Consider the following 14657-nt stretch of genomic DNA (forward strand, 5'->3'; position numbering starts at 1 on the left):
TGAAACAGCTCCACGCCGATGATAGTGCGGATTGCCCGTGTGAAAGTAGGTAATCGTCAGGCTCCTTATGCTGTAACGTCCAGAACCCCGGTGTCTCCGAAAGAGAACCGGGGTTCTGGCGTTTGGGTGCGCGGAATACAGGCTCAAATCCGACGCTTGGTCGAGCATAACTTTCCTGCCCAATCGCTGCCCGTCTCGCAAAAAGCCATGCTGTTCGTAAGAACGGTGTGCATCTGATCGGCCCCATTGCCGCTCGTCACTTCCAGCTTTACGCACCCCGCCAATCTAAACCAGCGTTCGGCCTCGGCAATCAAAGCGCTGCCTGCACCGCGTCCCCGATAACCTTCGTCGACGACCATGCATGTGATGCGTCCGAGAGACCCGATTGCATGAAACAGAGGAAGCGCGTGAATGCTGATACTGCCAATCACATCACTTGCCCTGTGTCACTCGGACTGCCAAGCAGCGTCTCCAGCTTGTGATGCATTAGTGCCGGTGTGACCTTGTATCCGTCGATCCGCCAAAACAAAAAAGCCCGTCACTTACGTGACGGGCTTTTCTCATTCCAGCGGAACAAAGCTGAATTAGAACCGCTTAGCGCTCCAGGAACGGACGCAGCTTGTCGGCGCGGCTCGGGTGCATCAGCTTGCGCATCGCTTTGCTCTCGATCTGACGAATACGCTCGCGCGTCACGTCGAACTGCTTGCCCACTTCTTCGAGCGTGTGGTCCGAAGTCGTGTCGATGCCATAGCGCATGCGCAGCACCTTCGCTTCGCGCGGCGAGAGCGCCTTGAGCGCCTCGTCGATCGCAGCGCGCATGTTCGCGTGAATCGCGGCATCGGCCGGCGAAGCCGAGCCTGCGTCCTCGATCATGTCGCCGAGCGTCGCATCGCCGTCGTCGCCCACCGGGCTTTCGAGCGAGACCGGTTGCTTGGCGATCTTGAGGATGCCGCGCACCTTCTCTTCGGTCATGCCCATGCGCGCGGCGAGGTCCGCCGGATGCGCTTCCATGCCCGTTTGCTGCAGGATCTCGCGCGAAATGCGGTTGAGCTTGTTGATTGTTTCGATCATGTGCACCGGCACGCGGATCGTGCGCGCCTGGTCGGCGAGCGCACGCGTCACGGCCTGACGCACCCACCACGTCGCGTACGTCGAGAACTTCCAGCCACGGCGATATTCGAACTTGTCCACCGCCTTCATCAGGCCGATGTTGCCTTCCTGGATCAGGTCGAGGAACTGCATGCCACGGTTCACGTACTTCTTCGCGATCGAGATCACGAGACGCAGGTTGGCCTTGACCATCTCGCCCTTCGCCTGACGCATCTTCGATTCTGCGACGGTCATGCGACGATTGATCGCCTTGATCTGCTGCAGCGACAGCGATGCGGCCGCTTCGATCTCGGCGAGCTTGCGTTGCTCAGCCTGAATAGCCGGCAGGCTGCGCTCCATCGCGGGACCGTACTTGCTCGACGCGGCTGCGGTGCGCACGCCCCAGTCCAGATCGGTTTCGTGGCCCGGGAACTGCTCGACGAAGGCTTCCCGCGGCATGCCGCAGCGATCGACGACGATGGACAGCACATTGCGCTCGATCGCGCGAATCTGCGCGACCTGATCGTGCAGCAGCGAGCACAGGCGGTCGATGGTGCGAGCCGTGAAGCGGATCGGCGCGAGTTCCGTCTGGATGTCTGCGCAGATCTTCATTTCCGAGGCCGTCGCACGCGCATTGGCGTCCGACGTGCAGGCCATCTGCTCGAACAGCGTGCGAACGCGCGCGAAGATCGCGAGGCTGTCTGCCTTCAGTTGCGCGAGCAGGGCTTCGTTTGCCTTGCTGTTGTCGGCGTCGTCGCCGTCTTCGTCGTCGCTCGAATCGTCCGATTCTTCTTCGTCGGAGGCTTGTGCGTCGACCTCTTCGCCGGCTTCGGCTTCGGCCGCGGCCGGTTCCTGCGCGGCTTCGTCGCTGCCGATGCCGTCAACGAGTTCGTCGATGCGCATTTCGTCAGCCGCGATGCGGTCGGCGTCGGCGAGGATGGTCGCGACGATCGACGGGCATGCCGCGATCGCCTGGATCATTTCCTGGAGGCCGTCTTCGATGCGCTTCGCCACTTCGATTTCGCCGGCGCGCGTGAGCAGCTCGCTCGAGCCCATTTCGCGCATGTACATGCGCACGGGGTCGGTCGTGCGGCCGAATTCGGAGTCGACCGTCGAGAGCGCGACTTCGACTTCTTCGTCGGCTTCGTCGTCGGCCTGCTGGTCGGCGCGGGAATCTTCGTTCAGGAGCAGCGTGTCGGCGTCGGGCGCCTGTTCGTACACCTGCACGCCCATGTCGTTGAACGTGGCGACGATCGTTTCCAGCGCGGCCGTCTGCGCGAAGTTGTCGGGCAGATGGTCGTTGATGTCCGCGTGCGTGAGATAACCGCGTTCACGGCCGAGCTTGATGAGCGCCCGCATTTGATGCTGGCGTTTTTCGAGTTGCGAGCCTGCGTCCATGGGCGTCGTATCGCCGGACTTGTCTTTGGACGAGCGGCGTGCGGGGCGGGCAGACGAGGTCAGCGTGTCGTCCCGGTCATGGCTTGTCAATACATTCTCCTCGAAGGGATAGCCCGACAAGGGCAAAAAGGGTCACGCGCCAGCGGCGTGGCGTCCTGGCGATGACGAAATTGCAGGGGAGTGGGCGGGGGCGCATGCCGGTCCCGCCAAGCGAGCGCCAAACGTCTGAAGACGTGGCAGCCTGGATTTTCGTGCAATGCAGAAAGACCGCGTATGGTAGTGCGTTACGGCATGCGAGGCAACCCGAATCGTCGTGTTTGCGGCACATTGTCCGCCTTCAGGGTCGTACCGCTTGATTACGCTCCACCTTACATATCTCCTACATGAGTGCGTTAGACCATTTTTCAAGTCAATAGTTCACGCATTTGTCACTCGCCAGGGCGCATGGCACGCCGTTGGTCACTGCTGGTTCTCGGCTCATTCCCCGTTATCCGCTTACCGTGCACAGCACCGCTCACGCACGAATCGCGACAATACGTTGAACGCGTTTGCCGGAAGAGCGGTTGACCGCATCCTCGTCGAGCGCGATGGTCGTGCCCTCGAGCGCGCCGATTACCAGCACCGGGTCGAAGGCACTATATAGACGTCCCGCCGAGTCCCGTGCGCTGTCGCCTGCGGTTACGCGCCAGCTCAGATAGAGCACCCCGCCGGGCTTGAGCAGTTCGACGAGACGCCGGCAGGCCGCGTCGATCTGCGCGACGGGCAAATGCATGATCACGGTCTCGCAGAGAGCGTTGTCAAAGCTCGCGTTGGGCACCCCCGTCAGTTCGGGCAGCGTGGCAAGCCCGAAGGCATATCGCGGATATTCAGCGGCAGCCTGTGCGATCAGGCCCTCCGATGCGTCGTAGCCAACCGCCGGATAACCATGGTCGTTCAGCCATGCCACGTCGCGGCCCGATCCGCAGCCAACGTCGACCGTCGTTCCTCGAGGCCGGAAATACTGCGTGAGACGCGCATAAAGGTCGCCAGGCGCAGGCTGGTTCGCCCATTCGGTTGTGTAGCCTGCGGCGCCACTCGTGTACGTCTCGATTGTCTTGGAGTCCATATGGGGCTCGCAGTTCTTGCAAACAAGGGGGAGGACGCTTCGAGACTAACCGTTCAATGCAACGCCAGGCAGTAGCGCGGCGATACCAGTATGGCCGCTGCTGCGCTCGCGTGTGGGCACCACACGCAGCGTCAGGGAGGGAATTCGTCGTACTGGGGCAGCGAGTCGGCGATCTCGAACCATGGCGCTTTCGAGCGCACGAAGATATGGCCGGCGGGGTGGATGTCCGGCGTGTCGGTTAGCGTGCCGAGCGTCACGTGCACATACGCCCCTTCGCGCACAACTGAATAGAGCAGCGAGCCGCAGCGGCCGCAATGCACGTCGTGGGCGGCCTGCGGATCGCCGTAGACCAGCGTCCGCCCAGCGCCCTCGGTGAGCCGCAGGGCCTCGCTTTCTATGCCCGCAAAAGGCTTGAACGCAGAACCCGTGGCGCGGCGGCACTGCGAGCAGTGGCAATTGAATGCGTAGCGGAATGCATTCGCAACCGCATAGCGCACGGCGCCGCAAAGGCATTGGCCGCGCAACGTGGCGGGAGGCTTCATGTGGCTGGGGGCAGTGTCGGCGGACATGATGGGCGCGGTGCTCTGATGGCAAATGTCAGACATTGCGAATGGGCGGCTACCGTATGTGTGCCCTCACATCATACGTTTGAGTCACAAGCGACGCAGGAAATCGCCAAGGTCACCACATATGGGGATTTGCCGGCCAGCCATGGCCTCCGCGCGGTTCGCAGCGCCCCCGTAGCCTCGAAATGCGAGGCAAATTTCCCATAGACGGTTACCTTTTGCGCTCCCGCGCAGGGCGCACCGTCCCGCCTGCCTAAGCGCATCTACGCCGGGCGTTCCCTCAGTTCCTTCAATCCCTTGATGACGACGAGCAGCGCGCGGCCGTGCTCCTCCGAGCCGTCCCATGCCTCGACGATCGCATTGCGCAGCAATTCGTTGTAGGCGGCCGCGTGCCGGCTGGACGGCAGCGTCTTCACGCCATAGAAACTGCATAGCTTATTGAATGACGCGCTCCGGCGTACCCGCCGACCGCTCGACGTGCGAAGACGCGAGACAGTCGGTTGACTAACCCCGGAAAGCCGCGCAATTTCGCTGGCAGAGCGTGAATCGTCCGATAACCGCCGCAGCAGTTCCTGCACCGGAAAAAGAGTATCTGGGGCTTCCATGCGATGCATTATACCTATACAGTAACGGTTATTGAATTGCTCGTCGAAATCGGCGGGCGGCTGCATTCCGAGGAAGTCGATGGCACTGAAACACCTACCGCCCACGTTCTGCTGGTCCCGTATCGGGCCGGAGGCTGGCGTTGATCTCCCTACATTGATCCTGCGCAAGGAATGGGAGCGTCGGCAGGGTGGCGGTCGCTTTCTGTGGGGCATCGGCCAGTCGCTCGGCAGCAGCGCTCAAGTCGCCGCGCTGCGCACCGGCTCGCTCCTCGCCCTGTTCTCGCCCGCGGCGAGCCGCCCGCGCGCCACGCAAGACAAGCGTGGCAAGCGCGCCGGCGTGGTCGTCTGGAATGCGTGGGTCGATGCGAGCGGCCAGGTGCGCCAGCTCCCGCAGCACGTGTTCGTCACGAGCAGCGCCACGCTGCCTTCGGGCGCGGCGCGCGAGCATCACTACGCGCTCGTGTGCGTGTCGCCTACGGAGCTCAGCGTCGGCAGCTCGCTGCGGGTGTTTCCGGAGCGGCTGCGCAGCGTGAGCACGGCGAAACCGCCAGGCCGCTCGCAGGGCACGGTGGTGGTGGACTGCGTCGAGCGCGCCGCCGAGGCAGGCGGCAAGAGCCATCCGCTCGTGTTCACGGCGGAGCTGGAGGCGCCGTACTTCGTGCGCCTCACGCAGCCCACGCTCGTCAAGGCGCGCGACCTCGCGGCCATTCACGAGGCGTCGCGCATGGGCGACTTCGAGACCTACGCAGACCTCACGAGGCGCGTGCGCAGCGAGGCCTGCGCGCAGCAGGCGCGCGGTGTCACGCGCGATCTTTTCGACGTGCCGCCGGCCGAGCACACGGCGTCTTCACGGCTTGGCGGCGCAAGAACGCGCCATGTCTCCCGAGCGGGAGACTGGACGCAGCTCACGATGGAACTCTTCCATGGCGATTCACATCCGTTCACAAGAAGCCGAGGCCGCGCAACGCTTTTTTGAAGCGAGCCGCAATGTCGACCGGGCGTTTCGCGCGCTGCGTGTCGAGGCCCAGGACTACGCCGCTGTGCCGCTCGCTTATGGCGTCGCGCAATCGCGGCTCGACCACGCGCTAGACGAGCTGGCGCGCGCCGAGGCGTTGTTCGATTCGGTGACGGAAGTCCAGGTGCGCCAGGCCGAGGACCATAAGGATCACTGAGGAACTGGCGCGATGACCCGCGAAGCGGCGCGCACGGGTGCGGGTCCTGCGACGCTCGTTGCGGTCGAGCAAAAGCTGCCGCGCGCGGAGCGCATCGTCGACGATGCGCTCGCCGCCGCTTTTCTGCCATTCGCGGCACGAGCATTTCTGGCCTGCTGCGGCCCGCGAGCCGCACGCTGGATGATGCGCACGACGGAGCACAAGTACCCCGGCCTCTGGGGCGGCATGCTTTGCCGCAAGCGCTATATCGATGAGGCGCTGGAGGACGCGTCGGCGCACGTGGAGGCGATCGTCAACCTGGGCGCGGGTTTCGACACGCGCGCCTATCGGCCGCGACCAGCGCCTGCCCCGCCACTGCCCGCGTGGGAGTTGGACCAGCCCGCGAACATCGAAGCGAAGCGGCGGCGGCTCGCGGCGCGCTTTGGCAACGTGCCTGCACATGTCAAGCTCGTGCCGATCGACTTCGAGCGTGAGTCCATCGCCGCGGCGCTCGCCACGCAGGGTTATGAGCGCACGCGACGCACGTTTTTCATCTGGGAAGGCGTCACGCAGTACCTGGACGAGGCGAGCGTGCGCGCGACACTCGATTTTCTTTCGGCGGCCACGACGGGTAGCCGGCTCGCGCTAACCTACGTGCGCCAGGACTTTCTCGAAGGCCGCGAACTCTACGGCGCCGCCGCCATGTATCGGCGATTCGTGGAGCAGCGGAGCATCTGGCGCTTCGGCCTCGATCCGCAGGCGCTGCCCGCGTTTCTCGCGCCCTATGGCTGGCGCGTGCTCGACCATCCCGAACCCAAAACGCTCGAACGGCGCTACATCGTGCCGACGGGCCGCTCGCGGACCTGCATGCCGCTGGAGCGCTGTGTGCTCGCGGAACGCGTGGAACACGCGTAGATCCTGATCGCGCGGCAGAGCAAGCGAGCCGGGGTCGGCGCAATGCGGGCTGCCATTTTCGAGACGCGGCAATAATCGAACGTTACGCGTCTACACGCATCGCCATCTTTGGACTTTCGCTGTCCGAAGCCATGGAAGCGTTCACCGTCATGCCGACCTCCCAACCTCCCAACGCCACCGCACGGAGCGAGCAAGCATCCTTCGCCGCCGCCGAGTCCGCGTGGCAGCGCGGCGAAACGGAAACGGCGCGCGCCCTGTGCGAGCGCCTGATCGCCGCCAACCCACACGACGCCGACGCGCTCAACCTGGCTGGCTTGATCGAAAACGGGCGCAATCGGCTCGCCGCACGTGCGCTCATTGGCCGCGCGCTTGCCGAGCGGGAAGACCCGGTGTTTCTCGTGAACCTGGCCACGACCTGCCAGACCGCCGCAGATCGCGATATCGCAATCCAGGCGCTGCATCGCGCGCTCGAATTGCGGCCTGACTTCCCGGTCGCGCTGAACAACCTTGGCCATCTTTACGGTGAAGCGGGCGATTGCGCCGAGGCCTCGCGCCACTTCGAGCGTGCACTGGCGCTCGCGCCTGCTCATGCCGCCATCCATTTCAACTACGGGACCATGCTGTACAAGTCGGGCGAGTTCGCGCGCGCGCAAGCGGTACTGCGGCGCACGCTGGAACTCGCGCCGAATCACGTGAACGCCTGGAACAATCTCGCGCAGGTGCTGCTCGCCGCGAACCGCAGCAGCGAAGCGCTGGCCTTGCTCGAACACGCACGCACGCTCGCGCCGGACTCGGTCGACGTGCTCACGAACCTGGGCTGCGTGCTGATGGGCGCGGGCCGTATCGACGAAGCGCAGGCCGCACTCGAGCTCGCGCTCGAACGCGAGCCCGGCAGGGTGTCCGTGTGGAACAATCTCGGCAATCTGATGGTGCAGATGGGCCGCATCGACGAGGCCCGCGCCGCGTTCACGCGCGCCATCGAACTGAAGCCGGATTTCGCCGCAGCGCACGTGAATCTCGGCAACGCATGCAGCAAGTCCGGCAGCGTCGATGAGGCCATTGCCTGCTATCGCCGCGCCATGGTGTGTGACCCTGCGCATACCGGCGCGAACAGCAACCTGCTGTGGTCGCTGATGTTCGCCATCGACGACGGCCACGCGCTGCGTGCCGAAGCCGAGCAGTTCTCGGCCCGTCACGAAGCGGCGTTGCTGGCCGCAAGCGCGGGCGTGCACCATGCGAACACGCCAGAACCGGCGCGGCGGTTGCGCATCGGCTATGTCTCGCCGGACTTTCGCAATCACTGCCAGTCGCTATTCACAACGCCGCTGCTGCGCCATCACGATCACGAGGCGCTCGAAATTTTCTGCTACGCGTTGAGCGCCCAAGCCGATGAAGTGACGGCCCGGCTACGCGGTTTCGCCGACGTATGGCGCGACGTGCACGAATTCGACGACGCGCACCTCGCAAAGCAGATTCGCGACGATCGCATCGACATCCTCGTGGACCTCACGATGCACATGGACGGCGCACGGCGCCTGCTCTTCCCGCGGCGGCCCGCGCCGGTGCAGGTAGCGTGGCTCGCCTATCCGGGCACGACGGGCAGCCCATCGATCGGCTGGCGTCTCACCGACCCCTGGCTCGACCCGGAGGGCGAGCCGCGCATCGACGATCAATACACCGAGCGCTCGCTGCGCCTGCCCGACGCGTTCTGGTGCTACGACTCGCTAGTCACCGGCGTGGAAGTGAACGCATTGCCGGCGCTCACGGCCGGGCACATTACGTTCGGATGCCTGAACAATCCCTGCAAGCTCACTGACGCCACGCTCGCGCTGTGGTCCGGCGTGTTCGCCGCGCTGCCAGACGCGCGGCTTCTCCTGATGGCGCCGCCCGGCAGCGCACGCGAGCGCTTGAGCGCGCGTTTTGCGGCGCACGGCATCGATCCGTCACGCGTGAGCTTCGTCGGCTTCCAGACGCGCGCCGACTATCTGCGCACCTACCAGCAGATCGACATCGCGCTCGACACGTTTCCCGCCAACGGACACACCACGAGTCTCGACGCCTTCTGGATGGGCGTGCCGGTGCCCACGCGCTACGGCCGCTCGGCGGTGAGCCGCGCGGGGCTCTGCCTGCTTGCCAATCTGGGTTTGCCGGAACTGGCGGCGTCGAGCGACGCCGGTTATGTGTCCGCAGTGACGTCCCTGGCGCACGATCTGCCGCGCCTTGCCGCGTTGCGTGCCGGCCTGCGCGCGCACATGGAAGGCTCGCCGCTCATGGACGGCGCACGTTTCGCGCGAAATATGGAGGCTGCCTACCGGCACATGTGGCAAGCCTGGTGCGCTCAGGAAAGCGCAACCCACGAAGGCGCGCGCTGACTCAACCTTTTTCCTCCTCCACCGGCAATTCCAGCACGGCCGCCACGAGCGGCCAGCGCTTCGCGGCCGCCTGCCAGGCGTCCTCGGCCTGTACGTCGAGATAGCGGTCGCGGTCCACGCCCTCGACGAGGCGCGCGAGCGCGTCGATATCGCTCGGCAGCGCAGGACCGCTGCGCGCACGCCGGCCAGAGCCCCACAAGCGCATGGCCATTACTTGCCCTCCACCCACACGCCGTCGGGCGTATGGATCACATAGCCGGTTGGCGTCGTCATCGTCACCGTGCCTTCGTTTTCGCCCACCATGCGCGTTTGCGGCAGGTTGTTCGCATACTGCGCGAGCGGCGGCGCGCCGGCGGCGAACGGACTATGCGCGACGAGATTCGAAAGCAGCTGCGCGAGCGCGAGATAGCTCGTGGGCGTGTCGATCGTCGTCACGCCGCCGGTGTGCTCGCTGCCAGCCGGCAGACCCACCACCTTCACGCCCACCGGCACGTGGATGATGTTCGGCGTGGGGATCTCGCGCATGCCGGCAATCTGGTTCTCCTCACCGCGCAGCGCCGCGCCGTGCTCGGGCACGAACACGATCACGGCGCGGCGGCCCGATTGCGCGACGAGATCGATCACCTTGTCGACGTCGCCGAGCAGATTCTGCAGGCGGATCGGGAAGGACTGCAGGCTTGTGAGCTTGTTGTTCGGAGCCGGCAGGCGGTTGCCATCGTGCATCGAAACCGTGTTGTAGTAGAGCGCGACCGGACCGCCGCCCGCGGCAATGCGCTGCTTGTACCAATTCGAGAGCACGTCGTAGTCGCCGACGAGCGACGATCCGTCGAACTCCTTCATCGCTTCCGGCAGCCCCTCGTTCGAGGGAATCGTCACACCCGGCACGCCGATTTCGTTGATCACCGTGCCGCGGAAATTGTCGAAACGGCCGTTGTGGTTGAGCAGCGCCTGCGGCTTATAGCCTGCCTGCGCAAGCTGCGCGAAGAGATGGCACTCGGGCGGCGCGGGGTCGTAGAGCGCCTTGTGCGGCTCCTGCCCGCAGGAGGCGCGCAGCACGCGAATCGCGGCCGGGCCGCTATAGCTCGCGGCGGAACTGAAGTTCTGGAAGATGTAGTCGAAGCGCGAGAAGAGCGGATTGTTGCGCATCTTCACGAGATCCATGTCGTCCCACGAGAGCGAGCAGATGTGCACCACGATGATGTCGAACTGCGCGCTCGCGTCGGTCGTGAGCGGCGAGAAGTTCACGTGCCGCCCTTCTTCGTTGGCGCGGAACGCCGCGAGCTGCTGGTCGTAGCTACCCGACTGCTCGTCGCGCTTCTTGCCCGTGCCGCCGTCTTCGTCGCCGCTACCCGCGAGCGAGGCGTTGGCGGTGGCGGTCGCCACGAACGAGCCCACGCCCTGCCAGACCGGCATCACCACGAGCGCGATCAGCACGAGCGTCGTCACGCGCACCCAGCGGTTGATGAGGAAGTAGAGCAGCACGGCGATCACCGCGGTCACGACCATCGAAAGCGATATCACGCGCCGCGTGAGCTCGAACATGTACTGGGGCGTGAAGGTGAGGAGCACGGGGATCTGCGAGATCGCCCGGCCGATGTCGGGCATGCTCGACTCGTGGTACGCAATGGCGATACCCACGACCACGGCGATCACATCGCGAGCGATACGCAGCCACCGGTTGTGCAACGGGACGAGCAGCAGGACGACGAAGGCGAAGTTCATCCACCACTCGGGCTTGAGCGTGCCGATCGAGTAGAGGTACAGCTTGGCGAGGAAGTAGAGATTCCAGAGACCCATAGTGTTTCGCGTTCCAGGGTGATGCGGCTATTCCGGTTGTCAGGGCTGGCGGGCCTGGCCGGCCCGGCGTCGCGTGAAGAGATTTTCCAGCGCGTCGAAGAACGCGTCGAGCAGGCGCATATAGCCCTGCCAGCTCAGCTCGATCAACTGGATGAGACCGTGCAGCGGCGCATCGGAGGGCGGCACGTCTTCCCACTCGAGCCAGGCGTCGGCGCGGCCGAACGTGCATTCCACGAGCTTGCGCTCCGTCTCCATCGTCAACTCGGTAAAGCGCACACCGAGGTGCCGGTCGGCGAGACGCGCGACCACGGCGGGGAAGTCGTGCTCCAGCACGCCGCGCGCGAGCGTCACGTTGATGCGCTCGCCGGGTTCGAGCTTCGCTACGGCGTCGGCGGGCAGCACGAGGCCGAGGCCGCCCATCGAATAGTTTTCGGTCTTGCAGGCGAGCGTGCGGCCGTCGGGCAGCGTGAGCATGGCGGGCACGCGCAGCGGGATGCGGTGCGCCACGCGCACTTGCTTCGCCTCTTTGGCCACGCCGAGCGCGAGCCCGAGAATGGTGAGATTCACGCCGGCCCAGAAGAGGTTCATGAACACGGTGGCAGGCTCTTCCGATCGCCAGATCGTGAGGCGGCCGATGCCGGCGAGCACGGAGCACACATTGATCGCGAGCAGCACGAGATACGGCTTCGAAATCGTCCAGTCGAGATACTCGTGCTCGATGTGGCCTCCCTTCGAGGTCACGTTGAACTTGCCGAGCTTCGGATTGATGAGGGCCATGGTGGTGGGCAGCACGATGTACCACGCGAGCACCGACTCGTAGGCTTCGGCCCAGAACGAATGCCGGTAGCGCCCCTGGATGCGCGAGTTGGCGATCGCGGCAATCACCAGATACGGCAACACATAGGCGAGGATCACGAGCGCGGGCGTGTTGATCACGTGCAGTCCGAAATACAGGTACGCGCCCGGCATTACGAGGAAGATGAGGCGCGGGAAGCCGTAGAAGAAGTGCAGCATGGCGTTGCTGTAGCACATGCGCTGGAAGAACGAGAGCCCCTTGCCGATCCACGGATTGTCGACGCGGAAGATTTGCGTCATGCCGCGCGCCCAGCGAATGCGCTGCCCGATGTGGTCGGCGAGGCTATCTGTTGCCAGGCCCGCCGCCTGCACGGTGCGCAGGTAGGCCGAGGTATAGCCGTGGCGATGCAGGCGCAGCGAGGTGTGCGCGTCTTCGGTCACCGTCTCGGTCGCGATCCCGCCGATGTGCTCGAGCGCCGAGCGCTTGATGATCGCGCACGAACCGCAGAAGAACGTGGCGTCCCAGAAGTCGTTGCCGTCCTGGATCAGGCCGTAGAAGAGGCTGCCTTCATTGGGCACGCGGTGGAACGTGTCGAAGTTGCGCTCGAACGGATCGGGCGAGAAGAAGTGGTGCGGCGTCTGCACCATCGCGCACTTCTTGTCGGCGAGAAAGACGCCCACGGTCGTTTGCAGGAAGGAGCGCGTGGGAATGTGGTCGCAGTCGAAGATCGCGATGTACTCGCCCTGGGTGAGCGGCATCGCGTGATTGATGTTGCCGGCCTTCGCGTGCGTGTGCTCTTCGCGCACGATATAGCCCACGCCCGCTTCCTCCGCGAAGCGGCGGAATTCATCGCGCGTGCCGTCGTCGAGAATGTAGACGCGCAGTTTGTCGCGCGGCCAGTCGATCGAACTCGCCGCGAACACGGTGGGGCGCACCACGGAAAGCGATTCGTTGTAGGTCGGAATGTAGAGGTCGACGGTCGGCCAGTCGGCGGGGTCGTCGGGCAGCGGCTGCGGCTTGCGGCGCAGCGGCCACGCGGTCTGCACGTAGCCGAAGATCAGCACGATCCACGTGTAAAGCTCGGCCGCGTAGAGGATGTAGCCCACGATCGCCTCGGCGGGGCTCGAAAGATGCAGCGTTTGCGTGCTGCGCCACCAGACGTAGCGGCCCGTCATGAGGATCGAGAGCATCACCATGAGCATGGTGGCGAGGCGCCCCGGCAGGCGGCGCGCGATCATCACCACGACGTACACGAGCAGGAACAGCAAGACTTGGCCCTCGAACGGCAGCGGCGTCGTGCATACGGCAATGGCCGCGATGAACGCGAGCCACAGGAGGCACTGGCGCAGGAAAGGCACGCTGTCGAGCGCCTCGGAAAGCTTCTCGAGCCGCTGCTCGATGCCCTCCCACGGCACGTCGGGCAGGCGCGCGCCGACCGCCGCACTCGCGCGCGAGGCGCTGCGGTAGATGGGTTCGAGCCGCCTGTCGAGCCATGCGCGCACTGCGAAGCGATGGTGTCCTTGCGGCGCCTTGTGAAGTTTGCGCAGGTCGGCGGCAAGACGCTGGCGCGCGCGGCGCGGCCGCAGGAAGATGCGCAGGAGCCACGTGCTGGCGGTGCGCTCGCGGCCGATGTTCAGGCGCTGGCGGATGTCCTTGCCGAGGCGCGCGAAGGCGAGCGCGGGCACGTCGCGCTGGCCTGGGCGCGGCGGCCGGAAGAAGGCGCGCAGCAGCCACTGTCCGCCCGGCGCGTCGGGCGCGAGATTGAACTCGGGCGCGCTCAGGCGCAGCAGCGACGCCCAGAAGGCGGTCCACAGCGCAGCTATCCGCTCGCGGATCATGGCGTACTCCCGCGCGCAGCGTGTTGCGCGAGCAGCTCGTCGGGGGCGTCGAGGCTTGCGCCCGTGCTCCAGTGCGAGAGCCACGAGGCGATGCCATTCAGGTCGTGCGCGGCCTGGGAGCTTGGCGCGCTCAGGCAGAAGTTTTCGCCGGCGGCGAGCGCGGCGGGCACCCCGGTGTCCGCATGCACGAGATACGGCAGCATGGCGGCGCCAAGGCGCGCGCGCAGCAGCGAGACGACGTCCATGTGCAACTGGCGCGCGGGCAAGACCGCATTGGCGACGAACACGCTGCGCTTGCCTGCGTGCACGAGTGCGGCGATCAGGCGCGGCAGCGTCGCACACGCGGTGGCGCAGGGCGTGAGGACGCCGAGGACGAGGTCCGCGGCCTCGATCGCCTGGCGCGCGTGCGCCGAGGGCCACGTGCCCGCGTCCACGAGGGCGATCGTTTGCGCTGGCAGATCCACGCGGGCGAGCAGTTCGCGCAGCCAGTCGGGGCGCGCGTCGAGCAGGGCGCTGGCGTCGTCGTCGAGGGTTTCATGGCCGCTCGCGAGGCTGCCCCACGGCAGCACGAGCACGCCGTCGTCGCTTTGCAGCGCGGCGCGAGACCAGGCGTCGTCGGCACCAGGACCGCCCGCGAGATGCGAGATGAGGCCTTCGCGCGCGCTCTCGCGCAGCCCGAAATGGAGCGCGAGCACGTTGCGCGGGTCGCATTCGGCGGCGAGCGCGACGTGTTCGCGCGCCGCCAGCAAGCCGGCGAGCGCCGCGGTGAGCGTGGTGCGGCCCGCGCCGCCCACACTGGAGACGATGGCGATGGTTTTCATCGGCGCGGCCCCGTCTGGCTGAAGCGGCGCTGGCCGCGAATCAGCAGGGCGTCGACCTGCGGCGGCAACTGGAGCGGGCGCGAGCGCGCGGGGCGCAGCCAATTGGGCAAAAAGCGCGCAAGACGCAGGCGCCAGCCGATCCAGTAGAGCGGCACGCCGAGTATCAAGCCCCAGACGAAGTAACCGAAGAAGACGTTCATGTCG

General features: G+C 65.6%; 14 protein-coding genes. 4 read left to right on the plus strand and 10 right to left on the minus strand.

Features of this window, described 5'->3' with window-relative positions:
- Positions 1-143: 143 nt before the first annotated feature.
- The 5 genes from VSR72_RS37330 to VSR72_RS37350 all read right to left on the minus strand — a co-directional run bounded on the left by VSR72_RS37330 (position 144) and on the right by VSR72_RS37350 (position 4763).
- Positions 144-431: a GNAT family N-acetyltransferase gene (locus VSR72_RS37330; protein ID WP_342957239.1), complete on the minus strand. Its 288-nt coding sequence runs from the start codon at positions 429-431 to the stop codon at positions 144-146.
- 163 nt (positions 432-594) lie between these two features.
- Positions 595-2577 (minus strand): RNA polymerase sigma factor RpoD, encoded by a 1983-nt coding sequence (rpoD, locus tag VSR72_RS37335; RefSeq protein WP_342957240.1) that lies wholly within the window; start codon positions 2575-2577, stop codon positions 595-597.
- A gap of 424 nt (positions 2578-3001) precedes the next feature.
- Positions 3002-3592 (minus strand): class I SAM-dependent methyltransferase, encoded by a 591-nt coding sequence (locus VSR72_RS37340; protein WP_342957241.1) that lies wholly within the window; start codon positions 3590-3592, stop codon positions 3002-3004.
- 131 nt (positions 3593-3723) lie between these two features.
- A complete protein-coding gene (locus VSR72_RS37345) occupies positions 3724-4161 on the minus strand; it encodes a GFA family protein (RefSeq protein WP_342957242.1) in 438 nt (145 codons plus the stop codon).
- A 260-nt stretch (positions 4162-4421) separates the two neighbouring features.
- A complete protein-coding gene (locus tag VSR72_RS37350; RefSeq protein WP_342957298.1) occupies positions 4422-4763 on the minus strand; it encodes an XRE family transcriptional regulator in 342 nt (113 codons plus the stop codon).
- 79 nt (positions 4764-4842) lie between these two features.
- Here VSR72_RS37350 and VSR72_RS37355 point away from each other — a divergent pair, with 79 nt between their 5' ends.
- The 4 genes from VSR72_RS37355 to VSR72_RS37370 all read left to right on the plus strand — a co-directional run bounded on the left by VSR72_RS37355 (position 4843) and on the right by VSR72_RS37370 (position 9201).
- Positions 4843-5739, plus strand: a complete 897-nt coding sequence (locus tag VSR72_RS37355; RefSeq protein WP_342957243.1) for a hypothetical protein — start codon at positions 4843-4845, stop codon at positions 5737-5739.
- A complete protein-coding gene (locus VSR72_RS37360) occupies positions 5687-5935 on the plus strand; it encodes a hypothetical protein (RefSeq protein WP_342957244.1) in 249 nt (82 codons plus the stop codon). The genes VSR72_RS37355 and VSR72_RS37360 overlap by 53 nt, the downstream gene beginning before the upstream one ends.
- A 12-nt stretch (positions 5936-5947) precedes the next feature.
- Positions 5948-6829, plus strand: a complete 882-nt coding sequence (locus VSR72_RS37365; RefSeq protein ID WP_342957245.1) for an SAM-dependent methyltransferase — start codon at positions 5948-5950, stop codon at positions 6827-6829.
- Positions 6830-6978: 149 nt separating this feature from the next.
- Positions 6979-9201, plus strand: a complete 2223-nt coding sequence (locus VSR72_RS37370; RefSeq protein WP_342957246.1) for a tetratricopeptide repeat protein — start codon at positions 6979-6981, stop codon at positions 9199-9201.
- A gap of 1 nt (position 9202) precedes the next feature.
- Here VSR72_RS37370 and bcsR read toward each other — a convergent pair whose 3' ends face one another.
- The 5 genes from bcsR to VSR72_RS37395 are packed head-to-tail and all read right to left on the minus strand — an operon-like array spanning position 9203 to position 14653.
- Positions 9203-9412, minus strand: coding sequence for a BcsR/BcsP family cellulose biosynthesis protein (gene bcsR, locus VSR72_RS37375; RefSeq protein ID WP_342957247.1), 210 nt, complete (start codon positions 9410-9412; stop codon positions 9203-9205).
- Positions 9412-10998 carry a cellulose biosynthesis protein BcsG gene (gene bcsG / locus VSR72_RS37380; RefSeq protein WP_342957248.1) on the minus strand — a complete coding sequence of 529 codons (1587 nt, stop codon included), beginning with the start codon at positions 10996-10998 and terminating at the stop codon, positions 9412-9414. The genes bcsR and bcsG overlap by 1 nt, the downstream gene beginning before the upstream one ends.
- A 39-nt stretch (positions 10999-11037) precedes the next feature.
- Positions 11038-13632: a UDP-forming cellulose synthase catalytic subunit gene (gene bcsA / locus VSR72_RS37385; RefSeq protein WP_342957249.1), complete on the minus strand. Its 2595-nt coding sequence runs from the start codon at positions 13630-13632 to the stop codon at positions 11038-11040.
- Entirely contained in the window at positions 13629-14453 is an 825-nt protein-coding gene (bcsQ, locus tag VSR72_RS37390) for a cellulose biosynthesis protein BcsQ (protein ID WP_342957250.1), read from the minus strand. Before bcsQ ends, bcsA begins: the two co-directional genes overlap by 4 nt.
- Entirely contained in the window at positions 14450-14653 is a 204-nt protein-coding gene (locus VSR72_RS37395) for a hypothetical protein (RefSeq protein ID WP_342957251.1), read from the minus strand. Before VSR72_RS37395 ends, bcsQ begins: the two co-directional genes overlap by 4 nt.
- Positions 14654-14657: the final 4 nt, after the last annotated feature.

Origin of the sequence: Paraburkholderia sp. JHI869 (assembly GCF_038900775.1) — a bacterium.
Taxonomy (GTDB): domain Bacteria; phylum Pseudomonadota; class Gammaproteobacteria; order Burkholderiales; family Burkholderiaceae; genus Paraburkholderia.